At 53.0% G+C, this 24,254-nt stretch carries 25 protein-coding genes and 1 tRNA gene; 1 reads left to right on the top strand and 25 read right to left on the bottom strand.

Going from position 1 to position 24,254, the window contains the following annotated elements:
• Positions 1-22: 22 nt before the first annotated feature.
• The 11 genes from rpsQ to rpsJ form a co-directional block, all read right to left on the bottom strand.
• The gene (gene rpsQ, locus ACMAY6_RS02925) at positions 23-289 is read right to left on the bottom strand and encodes a 30S ribosomal protein S17 (protein WP_435214291.1); all 267 of its coding nucleotides are present in this window, start codon (positions 287-289) and stop codon (positions 23-25) included.
• Positions 289-480 carry a 50S ribosomal protein L29 gene (rpmC, locus tag ACMAY6_RS02920; protein ID WP_435214289.1) on the bottom strand — a complete coding sequence of 64 codons (192 nt, stop codon included), beginning with the start codon at positions 478-480 and terminating at the stop codon, positions 289-291. The genes rpsQ and rpmC overlap by 1 nt, the downstream gene beginning before the upstream one ends.
• Positions 480-893, bottom strand: a complete 414-nt coding sequence (rplP, locus tag ACMAY6_RS02915; protein WP_007233541.1) for a 50S ribosomal protein L16 — start codon at positions 891-893, stop codon at positions 480-482. The genes rpmC and rplP overlap by 1 nt, the downstream gene beginning before the upstream one ends.
• Positions 894-913: 20 nt before the next feature.
• Positions 914-1,585, bottom strand: a complete 672-nt coding sequence (rpsC, locus tag ACMAY6_RS02910) for a 30S ribosomal protein S3 (RefSeq protein WP_007233540.1) — start codon at positions 1,583-1,585, stop codon at positions 914-916.
• Positions 1,586-1,597: 12 nt separating this feature from the next.
• Complete coding sequence (rplV, locus tag ACMAY6_RS02905; protein WP_007233539.1) at positions 1,598-1,936, bottom strand: 50S ribosomal protein L22; 339 nt, start codon at positions 1,934-1,936, stop codon at positions 1,598-1,600.
• A gap of 20 nt (positions 1,937-1,956) precedes the next feature.
• Positions 1,957-2,232, bottom strand: coding sequence for a 30S ribosomal protein S19 (gene rpsS / locus ACMAY6_RS02900; RefSeq protein ID WP_007233538.1), 276 nt, complete (start codon positions 2,230-2,232; stop codon positions 1,957-1,959).
• Positions 2,233-2,257: 25 nt separating this feature from the next.
• Positions 2,258-3,085, bottom strand: a complete 828-nt coding sequence (gene rplB, locus ACMAY6_RS02895; RefSeq protein ID WP_435214287.1) for a 50S ribosomal protein L2 — start codon at positions 3,083-3,085, stop codon at positions 2,258-2,260.
• A gap of 15 nt (positions 3,086-3,100) precedes the next feature.
• Positions 3,101-3,397, bottom strand: coding sequence for a 50S ribosomal protein L23 (gene rplW, locus ACMAY6_RS02890; protein WP_435214285.1), 297 nt, complete (start codon positions 3,395-3,397; stop codon positions 3,101-3,103).
• Positions 3,394-4,011, bottom strand: a complete 618-nt coding sequence (rplD, locus tag ACMAY6_RS02885; RefSeq protein ID WP_435214284.1) for a 50S ribosomal protein L4 — start codon at positions 4,009-4,011, stop codon at positions 3,394-3,396. The genes rplW and rplD overlap by 4 nt, the downstream gene beginning before the upstream one ends.
• A gap of 11 nt (positions 4,012-4,022) precedes the next feature.
• The gene (gene rplC / locus ACMAY6_RS02880) at positions 4,023-4,658 is read right to left on the bottom strand and encodes a 50S ribosomal protein L3 (protein WP_435214282.1); all 636 of its coding nucleotides are present in this window, start codon (positions 4,656-4,658) and stop codon (positions 4,023-4,025) included.
• 107 nt (positions 4,659-4,765) lie between these two features.
• A complete protein-coding gene (gene rpsJ, locus ACMAY6_RS02875) occupies positions 4,766-5,077 on the bottom strand; it encodes a 30S ribosomal protein S10 (RefSeq protein WP_007233533.1) in 312 nt (103 codons plus the stop codon).
• 445 nt (positions 5,078-5,522) lie between these two features.
• Between rpsJ and ACMAY6_RS02870 the strand changes: the two genes are divergently transcribed.
• A complete protein-coding gene (locus ACMAY6_RS02870; RefSeq protein WP_435214280.1) occupies positions 5,523-5,933 on the top strand; it encodes an NINE protein in 411 nt (136 codons plus the stop codon).
• A gap of 458 nt (positions 5,934-6,391) precedes the next feature.
• On the opposite strand, the gene tuf (ACMAY6_RS02865) is transcribed toward ACMAY6_RS02870, so the two are convergent.
• The 14 genes from tuf (ACMAY6_RS02865) to tuf (ACMAY6_RS02800) all read right to left on the bottom strand — a co-directional run bounded on the left by tuf (ACMAY6_RS02865) (position 6,392) and on the right by tuf (ACMAY6_RS02800) (position 24,241).
• A complete protein-coding gene (tuf, locus tag ACMAY6_RS02865; protein ID WP_435214265.1) occupies positions 6,392-7,615 on the bottom strand; it encodes an elongation factor Tu in 1,224 nt (407 codons plus the stop codon).
• Positions 7,616-7,648: 33 nt separating this feature from the next.
• The gene (gene fusA, locus ACMAY6_RS02860) at positions 7,649-9,757 is read right to left on the bottom strand and encodes an elongation factor G (protein ID WP_435214278.1); all 2,109 of its coding nucleotides are present in this window, start codon (positions 9,755-9,757) and stop codon (positions 7,649-7,651) included.
• 36 nt (positions 9,758-9,793) lie between these two features.
• Positions 9,794-10,264 carry a 30S ribosomal protein S7 gene (rpsG, locus tag ACMAY6_RS02855; RefSeq protein WP_007233529.1) on the bottom strand — a complete coding sequence of 157 codons (471 nt, stop codon included), beginning with the start codon at positions 10,262-10,264 and terminating at the stop codon, positions 9,794-9,796.
• 128 nt (positions 10,265-10,392) lie between these two features.
• Positions 10,393-10,764: a 30S ribosomal protein S12 gene (gene rpsL / locus ACMAY6_RS02850; RefSeq protein WP_007233528.1), complete on the bottom strand. Its 372-nt coding sequence runs from the start codon at positions 10,762-10,764 to the stop codon at positions 10,393-10,395.
• Between the two features lie 141 nt (positions 10,765-10,905).
• The gene (rpoC, locus tag ACMAY6_RS02845; protein WP_435214277.1) at positions 10,906-15,138 is read right to left on the bottom strand and encodes a DNA-directed RNA polymerase subunit beta'; all 4,233 of its coding nucleotides are present in this window, start codon (positions 15,136-15,138) and stop codon (positions 10,906-10,908) included.
• A gap of 12 nt (positions 15,139-15,150) precedes the next feature.
• Positions 15,151-19,242: a DNA-directed RNA polymerase subunit beta gene (gene rpoB / locus ACMAY6_RS02840; RefSeq protein ID WP_435214275.1), complete on the bottom strand. Its 4,092-nt coding sequence runs from the start codon at positions 19,240-19,242 to the stop codon at positions 15,151-15,153.
• 125 nt (positions 19,243-19,367) lie between these two features.
• Positions 19,368-19,751 (bottom strand): 50S ribosomal protein L7/L12, encoded by a 384-nt coding sequence (gene rplL, locus ACMAY6_RS02835; RefSeq protein ID WP_435214274.1) that lies wholly within the window; start codon positions 19,749-19,751, stop codon positions 19,368-19,370.
• Positions 19,752-19,791: 40 nt separating this feature from the next.
• A complete protein-coding gene (gene rplJ, locus ACMAY6_RS02830) occupies positions 19,792-20,322 on the bottom strand; it encodes a 50S ribosomal protein L10 (protein ID WP_435214273.1) in 531 nt (176 codons plus the stop codon).
• Positions 20,323-20,590: 268 nt separating this feature from the next.
• On the bottom strand, positions 20,591-21,286 hold the full coding sequence (gene rplA, locus ACMAY6_RS02825; RefSeq protein WP_435214271.1) for a 50S ribosomal protein L1: 696 nt from the start codon (positions 21,284-21,286) through the stop codon (positions 20,591-20,593).
• Positions 21,287-21,288: 2 nt separating this feature from the next.
• Positions 21,289-21,720 carry a 50S ribosomal protein L11 gene (gene rplK, locus ACMAY6_RS02820; protein ID WP_435214269.1) on the bottom strand — a complete coding sequence of 144 codons (432 nt, stop codon included), beginning with the start codon at positions 21,718-21,720 and terminating at the stop codon, positions 21,289-21,291.
• Between the two features lie 127 nt (positions 21,721-21,847).
• Positions 21,848-22,381 (bottom strand): transcription termination/antitermination protein NusG, encoded by a 534-nt coding sequence (gene nusG / locus ACMAY6_RS02815; RefSeq protein ID WP_007233521.1) that lies wholly within the window; start codon positions 22,379-22,381, stop codon positions 21,848-21,850.
• 17 nt (positions 22,382-22,398) lie between these two features.
• Complete coding sequence (secE, locus tag ACMAY6_RS02810; protein WP_435214266.1) at positions 22,399-22,758, bottom strand: preprotein translocase subunit SecE; 360 nt, start codon at positions 22,756-22,758, stop codon at positions 22,399-22,401.
• Between the two features lie 70 nt (positions 22,759-22,828).
• Positions 22,829-22,904: transfer RNA gene (locus ACMAY6_RS02805), tRNA-Trp, on the bottom strand.
• 113 nt (positions 22,905-23,017) lie between these two features.
• On the bottom strand, positions 23,018-24,241 hold the full coding sequence (tuf, locus tag ACMAY6_RS02800) for an elongation factor Tu (RefSeq protein WP_435214265.1): 1,224 nt from the start codon (positions 24,239-24,241) through the stop codon (positions 23,018-23,020).
• Between the last annotated feature and the right edge of the window lie 13 nt (positions 24,242-24,254).

Raw genomic sequence — 24,254 nt, 5'->3', positions numbered from 1 at the left:
CCCAATGGCGCCCCCCAAATCCTCAGATTTGAGTAGCTGCCTCCACAACCTCTACCAACGTCCAAGTCTTTGTCTTGGACAGTGGACGCGACTCGGCAACTGTGACGAGATCGCCCATGCCCGCAGTATTATCTTCATCGTGCGCATGAACCTTGGACGAACGCGTAATAAACTTCCCCACAACAGGGTGCTTTACACGTCGCTCTACCAAAACCGTGATGGTTTTGTTCATCTTGTCACTAACAACACGACCCTGAAGTACGCGCGTTCTTTTCTCCGTGGATTCCATTAGCCTTCCACCTTCTGGTTCAGCACAGTTTTCACCCGTGCAATATCTTTCTTGGTTTGCTTCAGCAAATGGGACTGACCCAGCTGGCCAGTGCTCATTGCCATACGCAACTTAAATTGCTCTTCACGCAGCTTGAGCAATTCAGCACCCAGCTCGTCGCTTGACTTCTCACGCAGTTCGCTCGCCTTCATCACATCACCGACCGTTTTACGAATGTGGTTTGAATGGGGAGTTTGGCGGCAGCCAATTGAAACGCTTCCCTTGCCAACTCCTCGGATACACCCTCTACCTCGTAGAGAACGCGGCCCGGCTGGATCTGAGCTACCCAATACTCTACGTTACCCTTACCTTTACCCTGTCGAACCTCGAGAGGCTTACCGGTAATTGGCTTATCGGGAAAAACGCGAATCCAAATTTTTCCGCCACGCTTAATGTGCCTTGTCATTGCACGACGCGCCGCTTCAATCTGGCGAGCAGTGATACGACCACGACCCGTGGCTTTCAATGCGTACTCACCGAAACTCACCTTGCTCCCGCGCTCTGCGAGACCACGGTTTCGGCCTTTGTGCATTTTCCTGAACTTTGTTCGTTTAGGTTGAAGCATGATTCAGATCCCTTACGGCCTCAACTTGCCGATGAGCGACGAGGCTCTTGGCCCTCGTCTTCACTACCAATAACTTCACCCTTGAAGATCCACACCTTGACGCCAATGACGCCGTAAGTGGTGTGAGCTTCATAGGTTGCGTAATCAATGTCGGCGCGCAATGTGTGCAGCGGTACCCGACCTTCGCGGTACCATTCGGAACGCGCAATTTCTGCACCACCGAGACGGCCACCGACTTGAACCTTGATACCTTGCGCGCCCTGGCGCATGGCATTCTGCACGACGCGCTTCATAGCACGGCGAAACATGACACGTCGCTCTAGCTGCTGAGCCACGTTTTGTGCAACTAAGCGAGCGTCTAAGTCAGGCTTGCGAATTTCTTCGATATTGATGTGCACTGGCACACCCATCTTCGCGCTGAGATCTCGACGCAGCTTCTCTACATCCTCGCCCTTCTTGCCGATCACGATGCCAGGACGCGCTGTGTGGATTGTCAAACGAGCAGTCTGCGCAGGCCGCTCAATAACGACGCGACTGACTGAGGCGGCGTCCAGCTTCTTAAGCACGTAATCTCGAACCTCAAGATCACTGATCAAGTTCTTGGCGTAAGCCTTGCTATCTGCATACCAAACCGAGTTGTGATCCTTGACAATGCCAAGGCGTATACCGGTTGGATGTACTTTCTGACCCATGCGTCGGTCCCCTTAGCTCTCGTTGTCCGCGACTTTCACCGTAATATGGCAAGTGCGCTTTAATATTCGGTCGCCACGACCCTTGGCGCGTGGTCGCATGCGCTTCATGGTCAGGCCTTCATCAACAAAAATGGTCGCTACGCGCAGCTCATCGACATCTGCGCCTTCATTGTTCTCAGCATTGGCGATCGCCGAGTTCAGCAGCTTGCGCACCAAATGGGCCGCTTTCTTTTTACTGAATTCCAGCAGATTCAGGGCTTCACCAACGGGCATACCGCGAACCTCATCTGCGACGAGGCGCGCTTTCTGCGCTGAGATGCGTGCTCCTTTGAGCTTTGCTGCAACTTCCATCATTTAATCTCCAGCAACTCTTAACGCTTGGCTTTCTTGTCGACGATGTGCCCTTTAAACGTGCGGGTCACAGCGAACTCACCAAGTTTGTGGCCTACCATGTCCTCATTCACCGAGACGGGGACATGTTGACGGCCGTTATGTACAGCAATGGTGAGCCCTACCATATCGGGGGATACCATTGAGCGTCGGGACCAAGTCTTGATCGGGCGACGGTCGTTGCTCTCGACAGCGGCCTCTACCTTCTTGAGAAGATGTAGGTCGATGAACGGGCCTTTCTTAACTGAACGTGGCACAGATATTTCCTCTTTCCTTCAGCGCTTACTTTTTGTTCCGACGGCGAACAATGAAGCCATCAGTACGCTTGTTCTTTCGGGTCTTGTATCCCTTAGTCGGCATACCCCATGGCGATACCGGATGACGGCCGCCTGACGTTCTACCTTCACCACCACCGTGGGGGTGATCGACTGGGTTCATAGCAACACCGCGAACGGTAGGACGAACACCGCGCCAACGCGCAGCTCCTGCCTTACCTAACTTCTGCAAGCTGTGCTCTGAGTTAGAGACCTCGCCCAGAGTGGCCCGACAATCGACCGGCACCTTGCGCATCTCGCCTGAACGCAGGCGGATAGTGGCGTATTGACCCTCTCGAGCAACCAATTGCACAGAAGCGCCAGCTGATCGAGCCAGCTGTGCACCCTTGCCGGGCTTTAGCTCTATCGCGTGGATTACTGCACCCACAGGTATATTTCGCACTGGCAAACAATTGCCAGCCTTGATGGGGGCCGCAGAACCAGAATACAAAACGTCGCCAGCACTCACACCCTTTGGTGCCAATATGTAACGTCGCTCACCATCGGCATATAGCACTAACGCGATGTGTGCTGTGCGATTCGGATCGTACTCAAGACGCTCAACTTTCGCAGGAATCCCATCCTTGGTCCGCTTAAAGTCTATGACGCGATAATGGTGCTTGTGGCCACCACCGATATGGCGCGTTGTAATTCGACCCGCGTTGTTTCTTCCGCCGGTTTTAGACTTCTTCTCTAGCAAAGGCGCGTAAGGACTTCCTTTATGAAGCTCCTTGTTCACCACCTTTACCTGGTGGCGGCGGCCCGCTGAGGTTGGTTTACTCTTTACGACTGGCATAACGAATCCGTTCCCTTAACTAATTGAAGCGAGGTCGATTTCCTGACCTTGCTCCAGACGAACGTAAGCTTTTTTCCAGGTCGACTTGGTGCTAATGCCGAACCGATTACGCTTGCTCTTGCCCTTGACCCGCAGTGTGGTAACGTTGTCAACGCGCACATTGAACAACTGCTCAACTGAGGCCTTGATCTCAATCTTCGTGGCGTCCAGTGCAACCTTAAAAACGTACTGGTTACCACTTTCGGCTACCATCGCTGCCTTCTCAGACATGTGAGGGCCCATCAGAATCTGAAATACGCGCTCTTGATTCATGCTAAGGCCTCCTCAAACTTCTTGACCGCATCGACTGTCACCATGACCTTATCGAAAGCGATAAGGCTGACAGGGTCAGCAGCGTCGACGTCACACACTTCGACTTTATGAAGGTTGCGTGCCGCCAAATACAAATTCTGGTCGACCGTATTGCCTACGATCAGCACGTTCTCTAGGTCAAAGCCCTTGAGCTGCTCCAAAAGGAGCTTTGTTTTGGGCTGCTCCATATCAAAGGACTCGACAACCACCAGCCTATCTGTACGAGCCAACTCTGAGAGAATCGATCGCATTGCTGCGCGATACATCTTTTTGTTGACCTTATGGCTATGATCCTGCGGCTTTGCTGCAAACGTCGTGCCGCCGGAACGCCAAATGGGAGATCGGATCGTACCGGCTCGCGCACGGCCCGTACCTTTCTGACGCCAAGGCTTCTTACCACCACCAGCGACTTCTGAACGCGTCTTCTGCGCTCTTGTGCCCTGTCGACCACCTGCCAAATAGGCGGTAACAACCTGATGCACCAGCGCTTCGTTGTACTCACGAGCAAACGTTGCCTCGGAGACAGCGACTTTTCCGGCTTCAGCGTTGCCAGGCTTGACTATATTCAACTCCATAGCGCTGCCCCTTATCCTTTAACCGTTGGACGAACGATCACATGACCGCCCGGCGCACCCGGTACTGCACCCTTGATGAGCAACAGGTTACGCTCGGAATCAACCCGAACAACCTCTAGACCCTGCGTAGTCACACGCTCTGCGCCCATATGCCCTGCCATTTTCTTGCCTTTGAAGACACGACCTGGCGTTTGACACTGACCGATAGAACCCGGTGCTCTGTGCGACAGCGAGTTGCCGTGAGTCGCGTCCTGCATGCTAAAGTTCCAGCGCTTAACTGCACCCTGGAAACCCTTGCCTTTAGAACGGCCTGCCACGTCAACTATCTGACCTTGCTCAAATCGCTCAACAGTCAACTCTGATCCAACCTCGAAAGCCTCTTCCGAACCTTCAAGTCGGAACTCCCAAAGGCCATCTCCAGCAGCAGTACCGGCTTTGGCGTAATGCCCAGCGGCTGGCTTGCTGACTTTCGAGGCTTTGCGGTCGCCCGTTGTTACCTGAATTGCTCGATAACCGTCGGTTTCGAGCTCTTTGATCTGAGTAACGCGGTTTGGAAGCACTTCCACTACGGTCACTGGTACTGATACGCCCTCATCGGTGAAAACTCGCGTCATTCCCGACTTACGGCCGACTATGCCAATAGTCATGTTAAACCTCACAGTGTACGGGGCTATACCCTCTATGGCCGCCTAACAGATCATTCCGCTAGACGTTACACGCCCGGTCAAGCCGAGCAGGTCTTGCTAAATTGTACTTAACCTAGGCTGATCTGAACTTCTACACCAGCGGCAAGGTCAAGCTTCATCAACGCGTCTACGGTCTTCTCTGTAGGCTCGACGATGTCAAGGAGTCGCTTATGTGTACGAATCTCGTATTGGTCTCTGGCGTCCTTGTTGACGTGAGGAGAAGTCAAAATAGTGAACTTCTCTTTCTTTGTCGGTAAAGGAATAGGACCTCGGACCTGAGCACCCGTGCGACGGGCGGTCTCAACGATTTCCTGAGTCGAGGTGTCAATCAGCTTGTGATCGAATGCCTTGAGGCGGATACGTATACGTTGGTTCTGCACAATACAACTCCAAAAAGCCGCCACCTCGCATGGAGGTGCCGAAAAAAAGAGGGCGAACTATAGGGCTGGGATGGGCAGCTGTCAACTCCGATGTTGCCTTCGTAGGGAAGGAACACCCAGATGGGCATTAAGTCACAAAACGCGGATCAATACGGTATCGCTGATCCGAAATTAACTCCCCAGGTCACCGCTTTTGGTACCGGTATCACTAGCAGCTCGTGCCTGAGCAGCATGAGAACCCGAAGCGGCAACCCAAAAGCGTCAGCAGAGGGTCCTATATCGTTAAAACAGTCGACTCACCGCTAACAGGGCGCAAGGCACTTTGTTTGGGATTGGAGTACATTACGGCTTTATGGGCCGATACGGGACCCCAATTCTGCTTTAAGCCACACTGAACCCGCCCGCCAAGCTAAGGGCCACATCAACACTAAGGAGCCTGACCGTCATGCAGCGCCAACCCGCCCTCGGTGACCGCAGTACGTTATTAGCCTACCTCTTCTGGATTTTTGGCTTTATTGGCTTGCATCGATTTTATCTCGGACGGCCCATCAGTGGCGCCATTTGGGCCCTAACAATGGGCCTGTTGCTGGTGGGCTGGCTAGTAGACCTCTTTCTCATTCCTGCAATGGTCGAGGATGCCTCCGAACGATATCCCGCCAAAACCACAGACTACAACTTAGCCTGGGTCTTGCTAGTGCTATTGGGTATTTTTGGAGCCCACCGTTTTTACCAAGGGAAAATACTCAGCGGCTTTTTATACTTATTCACGGTAGGTGTGTTTGGGCTGGGAATAATTTACGACCTCTTTACGCTCAATGAGCAGATCGCAGAGGCCAACAACACGCCCGATTGGTAGCGATCACGTCCCTGAAGACAAGCTGGCCCAAACCTACTTGCTGACGCTAGGCAGACGAAACTTCGCCCACAACCGGAACAAGCACTGAAAAACCGCTTTGCATCTAGATCACGGGTTGCGCTGATGCGCAGGCGTGGCCCAACGGGCCCTCAAGGCCCTTTTTTTAGATTCCAGACCTTCACCCGCCCAACAGAGCTCTCGTCTCGCCACCAAAGAGGACATGCCCTGGATCAGGATAAGCCTTAAGTCCGGCGCAGCCCTCCGTGAAGTCGGTACAACCCTAGTAAAAACATTAGCGATGCCAGTGCCAACCAAAGCTTATCGGGTGCCACCGGCACAGGCACTATTTCAGGGAGTGATGGCCAACTCGAGTTGTCGCCAACAATTGCCCTAGCTTTCCGGTCCACTCACGAAAAAGCCCGCCATGAGGCGGGCTCTTATGGCTACGGAGCTTTTGCTTATTCGATGATTTTAGCAACGACGCCAGCGCCAACCGTTCGGCCACCCTCGCGGATCGCAAAACGCAGGCCATCTTCCATCGCAATCGGTGCAATCAATGTCACAACCATCTGGATGTTGTCGCCCGGCATCACCATCTCAATACCTTCAGGCAACTCACACGCACCCGTTACATCCGTCGTACGGAAGTAAAACTGCGGACGGTAGCCCTTGAAGAATGGCGTGTGACGCCCGCCTTCATCCTTGCCCAAAACATAAACCTCTGCCTCAAACTTGGTGTGGGGCTTTACTGATCCTGGAATCGCCAGTACCTGACCACGCTCAACGTCATCACGCTTAGTACCACGCAACAAAACACCAACGTTCTCGCCTGCACGGCCTTCGTCAAGCAACTTGCGGAACATCTCAACACCGGTACACGTCGACTTCTGAGTATCTTTAATACCGATAATCTCGATCTCGTCTCCGACCTTAACAATGCCGCGCTCAACACGACCTGTTACAACCGTGCCACGACCTGAAATTGAGAACACGTCCTCAACCGGCATCAAGAAAGGCTGGTCAATCGCACGCTCAGGCTCAGGAATGTACGCATCCAACGTCTCAACCAAGGTCTTGACCGCTGTCGTACCCAAACCGTTCGCATCGTCACCGTTCAACGCCATCAGCGCTGAACCACAAATGATCGGTGTATCGTCACCCGGGAACTCGTAAGTATCGAGCAGCTCACGCAGCTCCATCTCTACCAGCTCTTTCATCTCTTCAAATTCTTCAGAGTCAACGCCACCACAGTCTTCCGCCAGCAAATCGGCTTTGTTCAGGAAAACAACAATGTACGGAACGCCAACCTGACGTGACAGCAGGATGTGCTCACGCGTTTGGGGCATAGGACCGTCGGTCGCGCCACATACCAAAATCGCGCCGTCCATCTGCGCCGCACCCGTGATCATGTTCTTCACATAATCCGCGTGTCCGGGACAGTCAACGTGGGCGTAGTGACGGTCTAACGACTCATACTCCACGTGAGACGTCGCAATCGTGATACCACGCTCGCGCTCTTCCGGGGCGTTATCAATACCGTCAAACGCTACCGCCTCTCCACCAAATACTTCTGAACACACACGCGTCAGCGCCGCCGTAAGCGTCGTTTTCCCGTGGTCTACGTGTCCAATCGTGCCCACGTTTACGTGGGGCTTCGAACGCTCAAATGCTTCCTTCGCCACTGCTCTTTCCTCTGGTCTTTACAGGCGCTTGTATTAGCCCGTATGGTTTTTTGAAATAAATGCCTGCGCCACCGCATTGGGCGCTTCTGCGTACTGCGCGAACTCCATGGTATAGGTCGCACGCCCTTGAGTTGCCGACCGCAAGTCGGTGGCGTACCCAAACATCTCAGCTAAAGGTACTTCAGCGTTGATGACCTTGCCGGAGGCGTTATCGTCCATCCCCAAGATCATGCCCCGACGGCGATTCAGATCGCCGACGACGTCGCCCATATGGTCTTCAGGGGTAACGACCTCAACTTTCATAACTGGCTCCAACAACGCGGCACCACCCAGGTCGGCGAGCTGTCGTGTCGCGAGACTCGCCGCGATTTTAAACGCCATTTCATTGGAGTCGACGTCGTGGAAAGATCCGTCGTACAGCGTCGCTTTGAGGCCCAGTAAGGGATAGCCCGCAAGCACCCCGTTACGCATTTGCTCCTCGATACCCTTGTTAACGGCGGGAATGTATTCTTTGGGCACCGCGCCACCAACAACTTCGTTCACAAATTCGAGACCTTCAGCACCTAAGTCCTCGGCGGGTTCAAACTTCACCCAGACGTGGCCGTACTGACCCCGTCCTCCAGACTGCCGGACAAACTTGCCCTCAATTTCAACGGTATTTTTAATCCGCTCTCGGTAGGCCACCTGGGGCTTTCCAATATTCGCTTCAACACTAAACTCCCGGCGCATACGGTCGACAATAATATCGAGGTGCAATTCACCCATGCCCGAGATAATCGTTTGTCCGGTTTCTTCGTCTGTCTTGACTCGGAACGACGGGTCTTCTTGAGCCAGCTTGCCCAGAGCCACGCCCATTTTTTCCTGATCGGCTTGAGATCGGGGCTCTACAGCGACTGAGATAACCGGCTCAGGGAACTCCATGCGTTCTAGAATCACGGCCTTGTCAGGATCAGACAGCGTTTCGCCAGTAGTCACATCTTTGAGGCCAATCGCCGCAGCGATATCACCCGCCAGTACTTCTTTAATTTCCTCACGACTGTTCGCATGCATTTGTACCATGCGCCCCACCCGCTCTTTCTTGCCCTTAACCGAGTTATAAACCGCTGTGCCGCTAGTCAACTTGCCGGAATAAACGCGAAAGAAGGTGAGCGTCCCCACAAAGGGGTCAGTGGCAATTTTGAACGCTAGAGCCGCAAAAGGCTCGTTGTCATCAGAGTGGCGCTCTACTCGAGTTTCCCCATCTTCAAGAGTACCCTCGATGGCTTTGACTTCTGTGGGCGAAGGAAGGTAATCGATGACAGCGTCCAACACCGCCTGAACGCCCTTATTCTTAAACGCTGACCCACCCAGAACCGGAACAATCTCATTAGCTAACGTGCGAATACGAAGACCACGCTTTATGTCATCCTCGGACAGCTCACCGTCCTCTAGGTAGACCTCCATGAGCTCGTCATTCGCCTCTGCCGCCGCCTCCATCATGGATTCACGCATTTCACTGACCTGATCAACCAGGTCAGCCGGGACGTCACCGTATTCAAAGGTGGCCCCCATATCGTCTTCATTCCAGAGGATTGACTTGTTTTTCACCAAGTCTACAACGCCGACAAAATTCTCTTCAGAACCAATCGTCATTTGAATCGGCACGGCGTTGCAGTTTAAACGGTCGCGCAACTGCTCAACGACATTGCCATAGTCTGCACCGGCTCGATCCATTTTATTAATGAAGACCATACGTGGCACTTCGTACTTATTGGCCTGCCGCCAAACGGTTTCAGTTTGAGGCTGAACACCGGAAGACCCACAGAGAACGACTACAGCACCGTCTAAAACCCGCAAAGAGCGCTCGACTTCAATCGTGAAGTCAACGTGCCCCGGGGTATCGATAATATTGATGCGGTGTTGGTCGTACTGCTGCTGCATGCCCTGCCAAAAGCAGGTAGTAGCGGCTGAGGTAATCGTAATGCCGCGCTCCTGTTCCTGCTCCATCCAGTCCATGGTGGCCGCACCATCGTGGACTTCGCCTATTTTGTGGGACAGGCCGGTATAGAACAGAACGCGTTCGGTAGTGGTGGTTTTACCGGCATCCACGTGGGCACAGATTCCAATGTTGCGATAGCGCTGGATTGGTGTCTGGCGTGCCACGGGAATATCCTGGATGCCGGGATTACTGACGCAAGGTCAGAATCGGAAGTGAGAGAAGGCCTTGTTAGCTTCTGCCATGCGGTGCACGTCTTCACGCTTCTTAACCGCATTACCCTTGCCTTGTGAGGCATCAACAATCTCGCCGGCCAAACGCTGACGCATAGACTTCTCGCCACGGTTGCGGGCGTAATCAGCTAGCCATCGCATCGATAAAGCTCCGCGACGCGCGGGTCGAACTTCAACGGGCACTTGGTAGGTAGCGCCACCAACTCGGCGAGACTTCACCTCTACCATGGGGGCGATGTTTTCTAGGGCTTCATCAAAGACTTCGATAGGGTCGCGCTTGGTACGCTCTTCAACTAGAGCGAGCGCTCCATAGACAATCGATTCAGCAACAGATTTCTTGCCGCTAACCATGACATGGTTCATGAACTTTGCGAGGGTCTGGTTTCCAAACTTGGGGTCTGGAAGAATTTCGCGTTTGGCAACAACACGTCTACGTGGCATGACTTATTCCTTCATTGCTTCAGGTTACCCGGACACTGCCTCCTAAGGAGTGCTCGTTCCGGCCTTACTGTCGGCTTATCCGACGAATACCCACATACACCAAGGTGGTGGTCGTGGGACTTAAAAATTTACTTAGGCCGCTTGGCGCCGTACTTTGATCGGCCTTGACGACGGGCAGATACACCCGAAGTGTCAAGACTTCCCCGTACGGTGTGATAACGCACACCCGGAAGATCTTTCACCCGTCCACCGCGAATCAGAACCACACTGTGCTCCTGAAGGTTGTGGCCTTCTCCGCCAATGTAAGAGGAGACCTCGAATCCATTGGTAAGACGGACTCGACATACTTTACGCAATGCCGAGTTGGGTTTCTTAGGGGTTGTGGTGTAGACACGCGTACAAACTCCACGCCGCTGAGGACAAGCCTGCAGTGCTGGAACGCCACTCTTCATCACCTTTCGCTTGCGTGGTTTGCGCACAAGCTGATTGACGGTTGCCATTCAAAAGCTCCAAAAAAGTCGGAAGGTCTACCTCCCGAAATAAAGAGCGCGCATTCTATAGACGCGCTCACAATTTTTCAACTGCCTATCGTGCCGACCCATGTCGTGCCGATAGTGCGTGATGGTGTTAGTGGGTCAGACTTACTCGCCGTCTGCCCCAGCTTCCACCTTTTCCAATTCGTCAGCGAAGCTTTCAGTGAACTCTTCATCCGACATACTGATCTGCAATCCACCCTCGGCACGCTTGCGACGACGCTCTTCGTGGTAGCTCAAACCCGTTCCTGCTGGAATCAAGCGACCCACAATAACGTTCTCTTTCAAGCCACGCAGGTAATCGCGCTTACCAGTAACAGCAGCCTCGGTCAGAACACGTGTTGTCTCCTGGAAAGATGCCGCAGAGATAAAGCTCTCAGTAGCAAGTGACGCCTTAGTAATACCCAACAGCTCACGGTCTGCAGTCGGTGGCACATGGCCCTGCGCTTCAGCACGATCACACTCTTCGAGGAAGGTCGTAAACTCTACCTGCTCGCCCTTAATAAACGAGGACTCACCCGCAGAAGCAATAATGACCTTGCGCAGCATTTGACGAACGATGACTTCAATGTGCTTGTCATTGATCTTCACGCCTTGCAATCGGTAGACCTCTTGAATCTCATTCACGATGTACTCAGCCAGGGCAGCAATGCCTTTGAGGCGGAGAATGTCATGAGGACTCATAGGGCCTTCAGAGACCACTTCGCCCTTTTGCACCTGCTCACCCTCAAAGACGGTGAACTGACGCCATTTGGGAATGAGAACTTCGTAGTGATCGGAGCCGTCTGGCAAGAGCGAACCGTCGGTAGGCGTAATTACCAAACGACGCTTACCCTTGGTCTCTTTACCGAAACTAAATGTTCCCGAGATCTCGGCAAGAATCGCCGGCTCTTTCGGCTTCCGTGCTTCAAACAGATCGGCAACGCGAGGAAGACCACCCGTAATATCGCGGGTCTTGGAGCCCTCTTGAGGGATACGAGCAATGATGTCACCGACACCCACTTGCGCACCATCTTCGAGGTTTAACAGGGCATTCGCGGGTAAGAAGTAGTGTGCCGGTACGTTAGTACCTGCCAACGTGAGCTCTTCTCCCTTTGAGTCGACCAACGTCACCGCAGGACGGATATCTTTACCCGCCAGCGGTCGCTCTCCAGCTTCCATCACTGAAATACTGCTCAAGCCGGTAAACTCATCAGTCTGGCGCTTGATTGTGACGCCTTCATCCATGCCGCTGAACTTAACCGTTCCAGCCACTTCGGTAATGATGGGGTGCGTGTGAGGATCCCAGTTAGCAACAATGTCGCCCGCAGTCACCTCTGCCTCGTCTCGAACTTTAATCGCGGCACCATAAGGCACTTTATAGCGTTCCCGCTCGCGACCCACGTGGTCAAGAATAGACAATTCACCCGAACGCGATACGGCCACTAGGGCGCCGTCAGCACGATCTACCACTTTAATGTTGTGAAGCTTCACCACACCGTTAGAGTTGACCTGAATGCTGTCTTGAGCTGCCTGACCCGATGCTGCGCCACCAATATGGAAGGTACGCATGGTGAGCTGGGTACCCGGTTCACCAATAGATTGCGCCGCAACAACACCAATAGCTTCACCAAGGTTAACTTGATGACCGCGACCCAAATCACGGCCATAACAAGTGGAGCAAATGCCGTAACGTGTTTTACAGGTTATGGGAGAACGAACAATGATCTCATCGATTCCGAGCTCCTCGAGTCGACGCATCCAAAGCTCGTCAATCATGGTGCCGGCATTCAGGATCACTTCATCGGATCCAGGCTTGCAGACATCCTGAGCCACAATACGACCCAACACCCGATTTGGCAGAGATTCAATAATGTCGCCACCGTCAATGACCGGGGTCATGACGAGACCGGCATCGGTACCACAATCTTGCTCGGTCACTACAACGTCCTGAGCCACATCCACCAAACGACGCGTCAAATAACCAGAGTTCGCCGTCTTCAATGCCGTATCGGCCAAGCCTTTACGAGCACCGTGGGTTGAGATGAAGTACTGCAAGACGTTAAGGCCTTCGCGGAAATTCGCCACGATTGGTGTCTCAATGATTGACCCGTCTGGCTTCGCCATCAGACCCCGCATACCCGCCAACTGTCGGATCTGGGCTGGGGAGCCTCGTGCACCAGAGTCAGCGTACATGTAGACTGAGTTGAAGCTGGTCTGCTCTTCCTCTTCGCCATCGCGGTTGATCACAGTCTCTTTTGAAAGACTCGCCATCATCGACTTGGCGACTTGATCGTTGGTGCGCGACCAGATGTCGATAACCTTGTTGTACTTCTCGCCCTGAGTCACCAGACCAGCAGCGTACTGCTCTTCGATTTCGGTGACTTCCGCGTTGGCGCGATCCAACATGCTGGCTTTTTCATCAGGGATTTCAAAATCATTCACCCCAATCGAAGAACCTGACTTGGTGGAATATTCATAGCCCGTATACATCAATCGATCGGCAAATACGACCGTCGACTTCAGACCAACCACGCGGTAGCACTGGTTGATGATACGAGAGATCGCCTTTTTAACCATGGGCTGATTGACCATGTCAAAGGACAAACCTTCAGGGACTATGCGCCACAGCAGTGCACGACCTACCGTTGTATCAACCATTCGAGTTTCGGTGACTGGGTCGGCGCCGTAATCGAAGCGCGTCTCCTTGATGCGAACCTTAACCCGAGCCTGCAAATCGACCTGGCCAGCGGCATAAGCGCGCTCTGCCTCAGCGGCGTCGGCAAACATCATGCCCTCACCCTGAGCGTTCACACGCTCACGTGTCATGAAGTAAAGACCCAGCACCACGTCCTGCGAGGGCACAATAATTGGCTCTCCAGAAGCGGGCGAAAGAATGTTGTTGGTAGACATCATGAGTGCCCGCGCCTCGAGTTGTGCCTCGAGTGTCAGGGGTACGTGGACGGCCATTTGATCGCCGTCGAAGTCTGCGTTGTAGGCGGCACAAACCAAGGGATGCAGCTGGATCGCCTTGCCCTCAATAAGCACAGGCTCAAAGGCCTGAATGCCTAACCGGTGTAACGTGGGCGCTCGGTTCAGCAGAACCGGGTGCTCACGAATCACTTCGGCCAGGATATCCCAAACTTCGGGTGGCTCGCGCTCGACCATCTTCTTTGCAGCTTTAATGGTGCTCGCAAGACCACGGTGCTCTAGCTTGCCAAAAATAAACGGCTTAAAGAGCTCCAATGCCATTTTCTTGGGCAGTCCACACTGATGCAGTCGCAGTGTTGGGCCAGTCACAATCACCGATCGTCCTGAGTAATCTACACGCTTGCCCAGCAGGTTTTGACGGAAGCGACCTTGCTTGCCTTTGATCATATCTGCCAAAGACTTCAGCGGGCGCTTATTCGATCCCGTGATCGCACGACCGCGACGGCCGTTATCTAGCAAGGCATCAACAGCCTCCTGCAGCATGCGCTTTTCGTTGCGCACAATAATGTCAGGGGCATTGAGGTCGAGTAATCGCTTGAGGCGATTGTTACGGTTGATAACCCTACGATACAAATCGTTGAGGTCTGAGGTCGCAAATCGACCCCCATCCAAGGGCACCAACGGACGAAGATCTGGCGGTAATACCGGCAGTACATTGAGAATCATCCACTCGGGGTCGTTGCCCGAGTTTGAAAATGCCTCAAGCAACTTTAATCGCTTAGACAGCTTTTTAATCTTCGTTTCAGAGTTAGTCGCCGGAATTTCTTCACGAATGCGCTCAACTTCTTGGTTGATTTCGATCTGCGACATGAGGTCCTGAATGGCTTCGGCACCCATTTTCGCAGTGAACTCGTCACCAAACTCTTCCATGGCTTCGTAGTATTGCTCGTCATTGAGCAACTGCCCCTGCTCGAGAGCAGAAAGACCCGGGTCAGTGACCACGTAAGACTCAAAATACAGAATACGCTCGATGTCCCTAAGGGTCATATCGAGCAGCAAACCAATCCGCGAGGGAAGCGACTTCAAGAACCAGATGTGAGCAACGGGGCTCGCCAATTCAATGTGTCCCATGCGCTCGCGACGCACTTTAGCCAGGGCTACTTCGACGCCACACTTTTCGCAAATAACGCCGCGGTGCTTCAGGCGCTTGTACTTTCCACACAGGCACTCGTAGTCTTTTACTGGACCAAAGATTTTGGCGCAGAACAAACCATCACGCTCGGGCTTGAAGGTACGGTAGTTAATTGTTTCCGGCTTCTTGACCTCACCATAGGACCAAGAACGGATCATTTCCGGAGAAGCGAGACCGATACGGATTGCATCAAAGTCTTCGCTCTTTTCCCGGCTTAGCAGATTCAGCAGATCTTTCACGTCTTATCCTCCTCAGAAGCCTTCAGACTCGGACTCGAGATCGATGTCGATACCGAGCGAGCGAATTTCTTTGATTAATACATTAAAGGACTCGGGCATTCCCGGCTCCATCTTGTGATCACCATCAACAATGTTCTTGTACATCTTGGTTCGTCCTGCCACATCGTCTGACTTAACCGTTAGCATTTCCTGCAGCGTGTAAGCGGCGCCGTAAGCCTCTAGCGCCCATACTTCCATCTCGCCGAACCGCTGGCCACCAAACTGGGCCTTACCACCCAGTGGCTGCTGCGTAACGAGGCTGTAGGACCCTGTGGAGCGAGCATGCATCTTGTCGTCCACCAGGTGGTTCAACTTCAGCATGTACATGTATCCCACAGTGACGGGACGCATGAAGGTGTCACCTGAACGCCCATCGTAAAGCGTCAACTGACCGCTGTCGGGAATGTCTGCAAGTCGCAGCAACGATTTCACTTCTTCCTCAGCAGCGCCATCGAACACAGGCGTTGCCATGGGCACACCTTTGCGAAGGTTGCCTGCCAACTCGAACAGCTCGTTGTCGGTCAAGCTGTCAATGTCAGCATCACGGCGCTTATCAGACGAGTGAGCATAGATTTTCTTGAGGAAATCGCGCAGCTGGCTAACCTTAGCCTGTTGTTCGAGCATGGTATTGATCTTGAGTCCCAAGCCATGGGCAGCCATTCCCAGGTGGGTCTCAAGAATCTGGCCCACGTTCATACGAGAAGGCACGCCCAGAGGGTTGAGCACGATATCAATCGGCTCGCCCCGCTCGTCATAGGGCATATCCTCTACCGGCATAATGACCGAGATGACACCCTTGTTGCCGTGTCGTCCCGCCATTTTATCGCCTGGCTGAATCCGACGCTTAACCGCCAGATACACCTTAACGATCTTGAGAACGCCGGGAGCTAGATCGTCGCCACTGGAAAGCTTGTCTTTCTTGCTTTCGTAGCGCTCTTCCAGCTGTCGATTCTGCTCTTCTAATAGCTCTTGAGCCGCGGTTAACTGATCGTTGAGCTCAGCATCACCCAACTTCAACTTGAACCACTGCTCACGCTCTAAATCGGCCAGTACTGCATCGGTCAACTTAGTGCCTTTGGCTAGGCCACCGCCACTCAATGTGGTCTGCCCCTTCAGCAATGCTGCGAGTCGGGCATAAGTCGCTTCTTCGTAAATACGCAGTTCTTCGCGTAGATCCTTGCGGTAATCGGCCAACTGAGCGTTTTCGATTTGCTTGGCACGTGGATCTTTCTCGAGGCCATCTCGAGTGAACACCTGCACATCGATAACGGTACCCTTATAGCTCGAAGGCACACGCAAAGACGTGTCTTTTACGTCTGAAGCCTTCTCACCGAAAATGGCACGCAGCAGCTTCTCTTCAGGGGTTAGCTGGGTCTCGCCTTTAGGGGTGACCTTACCGACCAAAATATCGCCGGCGTCAACCTCAGCACCAATGTAAACAATACCAGACTCGTCGAGCTTACCCAGCGCACCCTCACCAACGTTCGGAATGTCTGCAGTGATCTCTTCAGATCCCAGCTTGGTGTCTCGAGCAATACAAGTTAGCTCCTGAATGTGGATCGTTGTGAAACGATCTTCCTTCACGACCCGCTCTGAAACGAGAATCGAATCCTCGAAGTTATAGCCATTCCAAGGCATAAAGGCGATGCGCATATTTTGACCCAGCGCTAGCTCACCCATATCCACCGAAGGACCGTCGGCCAAAATATCACCGCGATCAATCTGATCTCCGACCTTAACGATCGGGCGCTGATTGATGCAGGTATTCTGGTTAGACCGCTTGTACTTAGTCAGGTTGTAAATGTCGACGGGAGACTCACCCTTCGCCACATTGTCGGCGTCAACACGAACTACGATTCGGCTTGCATCAACCGAGTCGATCGTTCCTGCACGCCGCGCGACCTCACAAACTCCAGAGTCACCAGCAACGTAGCGCTCCATACCGGTGCCCACCAGCGGCTTATCTGCCACCAAAGTCGGTACGGCTTGACGCTGCATGTTTGACCCCATAAGGGCCCGGTTAGCATCGTCGTGCTCGAGGAAAGGAATCAACGCAGCAGCAATAGACACCACCTGCTTAGCAGAGACGTCCATAAAGTCCACCTCGGCTGCAGGCTTGATCGTAAATTCGTTCATGTGTCGAACGTTAATAAGATCGTCCACGAACCGATTTTTTTCGTCCATCTGCGCCGAAGCCTGAGCAATAACGTGCTCGGCTTCGTTAATCGCCGAAAGGTACTCAATGTCGTCAGTGACGACACCATCAACAACCTTACGGTAAGGAGCTTCTAGGAAACCGTATTCATTAGTTCGCGCATAGGTCGCCAAAGAGTTAATCAGGCCAATGTTTGGACCTTCTGGCGTCTCAATAGGACAAACACGACCGTAATGTGTGGGGTGTACGTCACGAACCTCGAAACCAGCACGCTCACGTGTCAAACCGCCTGGGCCCAAGGCCGACACACGACGTTTGTGAGTCACTTCAGACAGCGGGTTGTTTTGATCCATGAACTGCGAGAGCTGACTTGAACCAAAGAATTCTTTAACCGCTGCAGATACCGGCTTGGCATTGATCAGGTCCTGAGGCATCAGGCCTTCGCTTTCTGCCATTGACAGTCGCTCTTTAACAGCACGTTCGACTCGGACAAGACCGACGCGGAACTGGTTCTCTGCCATCTCACCGACCGAACGAATACGGCGGTTACCCAAATGGTCGATGTCATCAACAACACCCTTACCATTACGAATACCCACCAACGCTTTGAGGACGTCAACAATGTCTTCACGGTCTAACGTACCGATTCCTTCAGAGGAATCCCGTCCCAGACGGCGGTTGAATTTCATACGACCAACGCCCGAAAGATCGTAGCGATCAGCAGAGAAGAACAGGTTTTGGAAAAGGTTCTCGGCTGACTCTTTCGTGGGTGGCTCGCCAGGACGCATCATGCGATAAATTTCTACCAACGCTTCAAGAGCACTGCGTGAGGCATCGCCTGCTAGCGTATCGGAAATGAAAGGACCGCAATCGATTTCATTGGTGTACAGCGTCTCAATCGTATCGATTTCTTTCTCACGCAACGTCGCCATGAGCTCTTCGGTAATCTCGACGTTACACTCAACCAGCACTTCACCGGTGGAAGTGTCCACGACATTCTTAGCCAGGCGTCGACCCAACAAATACTCGTCGGGTACCGTCAGAAAATCGATACCAGCGGCATCAAGCTGCTTAATGTGACGAGCCGTAATGCGGCGTCCACGTTCAACAAGCAGCTTATCGTCTGCCATGATATCGAAGGCAGCCATTTCACCCTGCAGACGCTTGGGAACCAACGTCATGGTGCTAGAGTTTTCTTCGCCCAACTGGAATGACGTCGTATCGTAGAACATCGCCAAAATTTCTTCGCTGTCATAGCCAAGCGCGCGCAATAGCACGGTAGCGGGCAGCTTGCGGCGGCGATCGATGCGCGCAAAAACCTGATCCTTAGGATCAAATTCAAAATCCAACCATGAACCACGGTAAGGAATGACCCTCGCGGAATACAACAACTTCCCTGATGAGTGGGTCTTGCCTTTATCGTGGTCAAAAAAGACACCGGGGGAACGGTGTAGCTGCGAAACAATAACGCGCTCAGTACCGTTAATCACAAAGGTGCCATTTTCGGTCATGAGCGGTATTTCGCCCATGTAGACATCTTGCTCTTTGATGTCTTTGATCGATTTGGAGGAAGATTCCTTATCGTAAATAATCAGTCGCACTTTGACACGCAGTGCACAGGCGTAAGTGGTGCCACGAAGGACGCATTCATCTACGTCAAATACGGGCTTACCCAATTTGTAACCGACGTACTCTAGGGCAGCATTGCCACTATAGCTGGCGATCGGGAACACCGACTTAAAGGCCGCATGCAGGCCGTGTTCGCCACGCGCATCGTCCTCAACCCCATCTTGGGTAAACTTTCGATAGGAATCCAACTGGATAGCCAGCAGGTAGGGTATGTCCATTACCTTTGCTAGCGACCCGAAATCTTTACGGATGCGTTTCTTCTCAGTGTATGAGTAAGCCATCAAAACTCCCCAGCGATGTACTGTCGAATCATTCCAACCGGTAACCGGTTATGAAAACCAAGAATGGGCCGAAGTGCACAACGCACCCCGACCCACTAGCCCCGCCTTAGCGGACCATCATGGTCTTACTTAAGCTCAGCGGCACCGCCGGCTTCTTCAAGCTGCTTCTTAATGTCTTCAGCTTCGTCTTTGCTAGCGCCTTCTTTGACGGGGCCAGGGGCTCCATCAACGACTGCCTTAGCTTCTTTCAGGCCGAGACCTGTGACAGCGCGAACAACCTTGATCACGTTGACTTTCTTCTCACCAGCTGACGTTAGGATCACGTCAAATTCGGTCTGCTCTGCCTCTGCAGCTCCGCCTTCACCGCCACCCGCTGCTGCTGGTGCTGCTGCTACAGCTGCTGCTGCCGTTACGCCAAACTTCTCTTCCATCGCTTCGATCAGCTCAACGACGTCCATGACGCTCATTTCTGCGATTGCGTCGAGAATATCTTCTTTTGAAAGTGCCATTTTAATGTCTCCTGAAAATTGTAGAAAGCTTGCTGATTTATCAGCTCGCTTGCTCTTTTTGATCGCGAATAGCCGCTAGTGTACGAACTAGCTTGCCGGGAACTTCGTTCATGGTCTGTACAAGCTTTGTTGCTGGCGCTTTCATGACGCTCATCAACATTGACAATGCCTGATCTCGCGTTGGCATCTTCGCTAGTACATCCAGTTGGTCAGCTCCCATCAGCTTTCCGCTAAATGACAGTGCCTTCACTTCAAAACGATCGTTTGTTTTGGCGAAGTCTTTAAACAACCTTGCTGCAGCGCCCGGATCTTCTAATGAAAAGCCGAACAGAGATGGACCTGCAAGTGTGTCACTAACACACTCGTATTCCGTTCCCTCAAAAGCCCGCTTTGCCAGCGTATTGCGCACTACGCGCAAATCTACTTGGCTTTCACGTGCTGTTGCCCGCAGAGCAGTCATATCGTTTGAGGCCACGCCACGTGCGTCGGCAACCACAAGCGAAAGTGCACTGGCAGCGGTCTCGTTGACTTCGGCAACAATCGCCTTCTTCTCGTCGAGTCCAATAGCCATTGGTCTACTCCTGGATTAACAATTATGGTCAGCACAAATTAACTGTGCAGACCGCCCTCGGTGAACATTGTCACCATCTGCGTAGGCTCCTCACGAACTTAAGGGAACAACGCCCCACCTACGGTCTTTGACAGCCTTTTGTTCAGCGGGGCAAAGCCACACTTTCCCTAAGACTCCAAAGTGGCACCGATCCATCAATAGATTTCTCGGCACCCGGCCGCGAGCACAAAACTCGCAACCCATCGCACCCAAAGGTGCGACGTTTTTTCTACAAATCTAATTCTGCGTGATCAACCGTGACGCCGGGGCCCATGGTTGTTGACAGGGTGACCTTGCGGAAATACACACCCTTCGAAGACGCTGGCTTAGCCTTCTTCAAATCCGCCATCACAGCCATCAAGTTGCCACGCAGCTGATCGGCCTCGAAAGCCACCTTGCCAATACCGCCCTGAATAATGCCGTTCTTGTCCGTGCGGAAACGCATCTGTCCAGCCTTGGCATTGTTGACCGCGCCCTCAACATCAGGGGTAACTGTGCCTGTTTTGGGGTTTGGCATGAGACCACGCGGGCCTAGTATTTGACCCAACTGACCAACAACGCGCATTGCGTCAGGAGAAGCGACCACAACATCAAAATCCATCATGCCGCCTTTAACTTGCTCAGCCAGCTCATCCATGCCGACAAAGTCTGCTCCGGCTGCCTTGGCTTTCTCAGCGTTTTCGCCCTGAGTAAATACTGCGACTCGGACTACTGAACCGGTCCCGTGGGGCAGCGTCGTAGCGCCGCGCACACCCTGATCGGATTTGCGAGCATCAACGCCCAAGTTGACTGCAACCTCAACCGTCTCATTAAATTTCACGGTTGCGAATTCCTTCAACAGCGCTATAGCCTCATCGAGAGAATAGGCCTGGGTAGCGTCCACTTTCTCTCGGAAAGCGCGAACTCTTTTTGATAATTTAGCCATGATCAGCCCTCCACCACATCGATTCCAGCAGAGCGTGCACTGCCTGCAATGGTGCGCACGGCGGCGTCCATATCGGCTGCAGTGAGATCTGGCCACTTTTGTGTCGCAATATCCTCAAGCTGTGCCCGAGTGACCTTGCCGACCTTTTCAGTATTAGGTCGCCCTGACCCACTCTTAATACCCAGCGCCTTCTTCAGCAAAATAGAGGCTGGCGGGGTTTTCTTGATAAATGTAAATGACTTATCGTTGTAGACCGTGATCACAACAGGAATCGGCAATCCTGGCTCCATGCTTTGCGTATCAGCATTGAACGCCTTACAAAACTCCATAATGTTCACACCCTTTTGGCCCAGCGCGGGACCTACAGGGGGACTGGGGTTAGCCTGCCCTGCCGGGATTTGCAGCTTAATGTAGCCGTCTATCTTCTTCGCCATGTTTTTCTCCTCGGGTACAAACGCCCTCAGCGCTGAAAATCAGCCTTTGGGCTCCCCATTACGACCCGGATTTAGTCCGGGTCGAGTCATTTCGGTGCGCCTCATAAGGAGGCTCACCCCTTTTTGGTCAGGATTTTTCTACCTGCCCGAATTCAAGCTCTACGGGCGTAGAGCGCCCGAAGATCAATACCGCCACATTGAGGCGGCTTTTTTCGTAATTCACATCTTCAACAACGCCATTAAAGTCGTTGAAAGGCCCATCGATAACGCGAACCATTTCACCTGGCTCAAATACCGTCTTGGGACGGGGCTGATCAACGCCAGCTTCAACCCGCTGCAGTATCGCGCTGGCCTCAGCCTCAGTGATTGGCGCAGGCTTATCCGCCTTGCCACCGATAAAACCCAGCACCCGGGGCGTTTCCTTAACCAAGTGCCAGGAATCGTCATTTAATTCCATCTGCACAAGTACGTATCCGGGGAAAAACTTCCGCTCACTTTTTCTTTTTTGGCCGCCCTTCATCTCCACAACTTCTTCAGTGGGGACGATGATCTCGCCAAAGTAATCCTGCATGCTGTTGCGTTCGATACGCTCCTTGAGCGCTACCGCCACCTTTTTTTCATACTGGGAAAAGGCGTGAACCACATACCAACGCATTGCCATCTAAGCCTCTCCCTAACTCAACCTATTACCATGCCGACTAACCAACCCAGCACACTATCAATGCCCCAGAGAATTAGAGCCATGATAAAAACAAACACCACCACAATCAGTGTGGTCTGGGTCGTCTCTTGACGGGTCGGCCAGACAACCTTCCGAATTTCAGTCCGCGAACCTTTTATCAACTGCCAAAAAGCACCGCCCCGCTCAGTGGTCGAAGCCACCCATCCCGCAACCGCAGCGGCAACTAGCAGCGCCAGCACGCGATAAAGCAGCGACTGATCTGCGAAATAACTGTTGCCCACAACCCCAGCTATCACTAGGACCGCGACGACACCCCATTTTAGGGGGTCTAGCCTGCTTGCAGCAGCCTCACTCATGAACCTTTCCCATTAGAGGCCACCCACTGGTGCCTCTTTCTACCGCCAGCACCCTACCGAAGTGGAGAGCTGGCAGGCCAGGAGGGAATCGAACCCCCAACCTGCGGATTTGGAATCCGCTGCTCTGCCAATTGAGCTACTGGCCTTTAAACGAAACATCTCTGTCTATTTTGACCAAAGACGACGAAGCCGAACCGCCTTTCAAGGGTGGTTCGGCCTATTTTTAGTGCGCACCGAGGTGCGCATGACAATCAGCGACTTACTCGATGATTTTAGCGACGACGCCAGCGCCAACCGTTCGGCCACCCTCGCGGATCGCAAAACGCAGGCCATCTTCCATCGCAATCGGTGCAATCAATGTCACAACCATCTGGATGTTGTCACCCGGCATCACCATCTCAATACCTTCAGGCAACTCACACGCACCCGTTACATCCGTCGTACGGAAGTAAAACTGCGGACGGTAGCCCTTGAAGAATGGCGTGTGACGCCCGCCTTCATCCTTGCCCAAAACATAAACCTCTGCCTCAAACTTGGTGTGGGGCTTTACTGATCCTGGAATCGCCAGTACCTGACCACGCTCAACGTCATCACGCTTAGTACCACGCAACAAAACACCAACGTTCTCGCCTGCACGGCCTTCGTCAAGCAACTTGCGGAACATCTCAACACCGGTACACGTCGACTTCTGAGTATCTTTAATACCGATAATCTCGATCTCGTCTCCGACCTTAACAATGCCGCGCTCAACACGACCTGTTACAACCGTGCCACGACCTGAAATTGAGAACACGTCCTCAACCGGCATCAAGAAAGGCTGGTCAATCGCACGCTCAGGCTCAGGAATGTACGCATCCAACGTCTCAACCAAGGTCTTGACCGCTGTCGTACCCAAACCGTTCGCATCGTCACCGTTCAACGCCATCAGCGCTGAACCACAAATGATCGGTGTATCGTCACCCGGGAACTCGTAAGTATCGAGCAGCTCACGCAGCTCCATCTCTACCAGCTCTTTCATCTCTTCAAATTCTTCAGAGTCAACGCCACCACAGTCTTCCGCCAGCAAATCGGCTTTGTTCAGGAAAACAACAATGTACGGAACGCCAACCTGACGTGACAGCAGGATGTGCTCACGCGTTTGGGGCATAGGACCGTCGGTCGCGCCACATACCAAAATCGCGCCGTCCATCTGCGCCGCACCCGTGATCATGTTCTTCACATAATCCGCGTGTCCGGGACAGTCAACGTGGGCGTAGTGACGGTCTAATGACTCATACTCCACGTGAGACGTCGCAATCGTGATACCACGCTCGCGCTCTTCCGGAGCGTTATCAATACCGTCAAACGCTACCGCCTCTCCACCAAATACTTCTGAACACACACGCGTCAGCGCCGCCGTAAGCGTCGTTTTCCCGTGGTCTACGTGTCCAATCGTGCCCACGTTTACGTGGGGCTTCGAACGCTCAAATGCTTCCTTCGCCATGTCGACACTCTCT

Source organism: Luminiphilus sp. nBUS_16, from assembly GCF_051201645.1.
In the GTDB taxonomy this organism is placed as follows: Bacteria; Pseudomonadota; Gammaproteobacteria; order Pseudomonadales; family Halieaceae; genus Luminiphilus.
Note: the sequence above shows the minus strand (reverse complement) of the source record. Positions and strands in the feature narration are given on the sequence as shown.

Bases quoted from the DNA above. Each gene is read 5' to 3' on its own strand.
- rpsQ (WP_435214291.1), bottom strand. From the start codon at position 289: ATGGAATCCACGGAGAAAAGAACGCGCGTACTTCAGGGTCGTGTTGTT.
- rpmC (WP_435214289.1), bottom strand. From the start codon at position 480: ATGAAGGCGAGCGAACTGCGTGAGAAGTCAAGCGACGAGCTGGGTGCT.
- rplP (WP_007233541.1), bottom strand. From the start codon at position 893: ATGCTTCAACCTAAACGAACAAAGTTCAGGAAAATGCACAAAGGCCGA.
- rpsC (WP_007233540.1), bottom strand. From the start codon at position 1,585: ATGGGTCAGAAAGTACATCCAACCGGTATACGCCTTGGCATTGTCAAG.
- rplV (WP_007233539.1), bottom strand. From the start codon at position 1,936: ATGGAAGTTGCAGCAAAGCTCAAAGGAGCACGCATCTCAGCGCAGAAA.
- rplB (WP_435214287.1), bottom strand. From the start codon at position 3,085: ATGCCAGTCGTAAAGAGTAAACCAACCTCAGCGGGCCGCCGCCACCAG.
- rplW (WP_435214285.1), bottom strand. From the start codon at position 3,397: ATGAATCAAGAGCGCGTATTTCAGATTCTGATGGGCCCTCACATGTCT.
- rplD (WP_435214284.1), bottom strand. From the start codon at position 4,011: ATGGAGTTGAATATAGTCAAGCCTGGCAACGCTGAAGCCGGAAAAGTC.
- rplC (WP_435214282.1), bottom strand. From the start codon at position 4,658: ATGACTATTGGCATAGTCGGCCGTAAGTCGGGAATGACGCGAGTTTTC.
- ACMAY6_RS02870 (WP_435214280.1), top strand. From the start codon at position 5,523: ATGCAGCGCCAACCCGCCCTCGGTGACCGCAGTACGTTATTAGCCTAC.
- rpsG (WP_007233529.1), bottom strand. From the start codon at position 10,264: ATGCCACGTAGACGTGTTGTTGCCAAACGCGAAATTCTTCCAGACCCC.
- rpsL (WP_007233528.1), bottom strand. From the start codon at position 10,764: ATGGCAACCGTCAATCAGCTTGTGCGCAAACCACGCAAGCGAAAGGTG.
- rpoB (WP_435214275.1), bottom strand. From the start codon at position 19,242: ATGGCTTACTCATACACTGAGAAGAAACGCATCCGTAAAGATTTCGGG.
- rplL (WP_435214274.1), bottom strand. From the start codon at position 19,751: ATGGCACTTTCAAAAGAAGATATTCTCGACGCAATCGCAGAAATGAGC.
- rplJ (WP_435214273.1), bottom strand. From the start codon at position 20,322: ATGGCTATTGGACTCGACGAGAAGAAGGCGATTGTTGCCGAAGTCAAC.
- rplA (WP_435214271.1), bottom strand. From the start codon at position 21,286: ATGGCTAAATTATCAAAAAGAGTTCGCGCTTTCCGAGAGAAAGTGGAC.
- rplK (WP_435214269.1), bottom strand. From the start codon at position 21,720: ATGGCGAAGAAGATAGACGGCTACATTAAGCTGCAAATCCCGGCAGGG.
- nusG (WP_007233521.1), bottom strand. From the start codon at position 22,381: ATGGCAATGCGTTGGTATGTGGTTCACGCCTTTTCCCAGTATGAAAAA.
- secE (WP_435214266.1), bottom strand. From the start codon at position 22,758: ATGAGTGAGGCTGCTGCAAGCAGGCTAGACCCCCTAAAATGGGGTGTC.
- tuf (WP_435214265.1), bottom strand. From the start codon at position 24,241: ATGGCGAAGGAAGCATTTGAGCGTTCGAAGCCCCACGTAAACGTGGGC.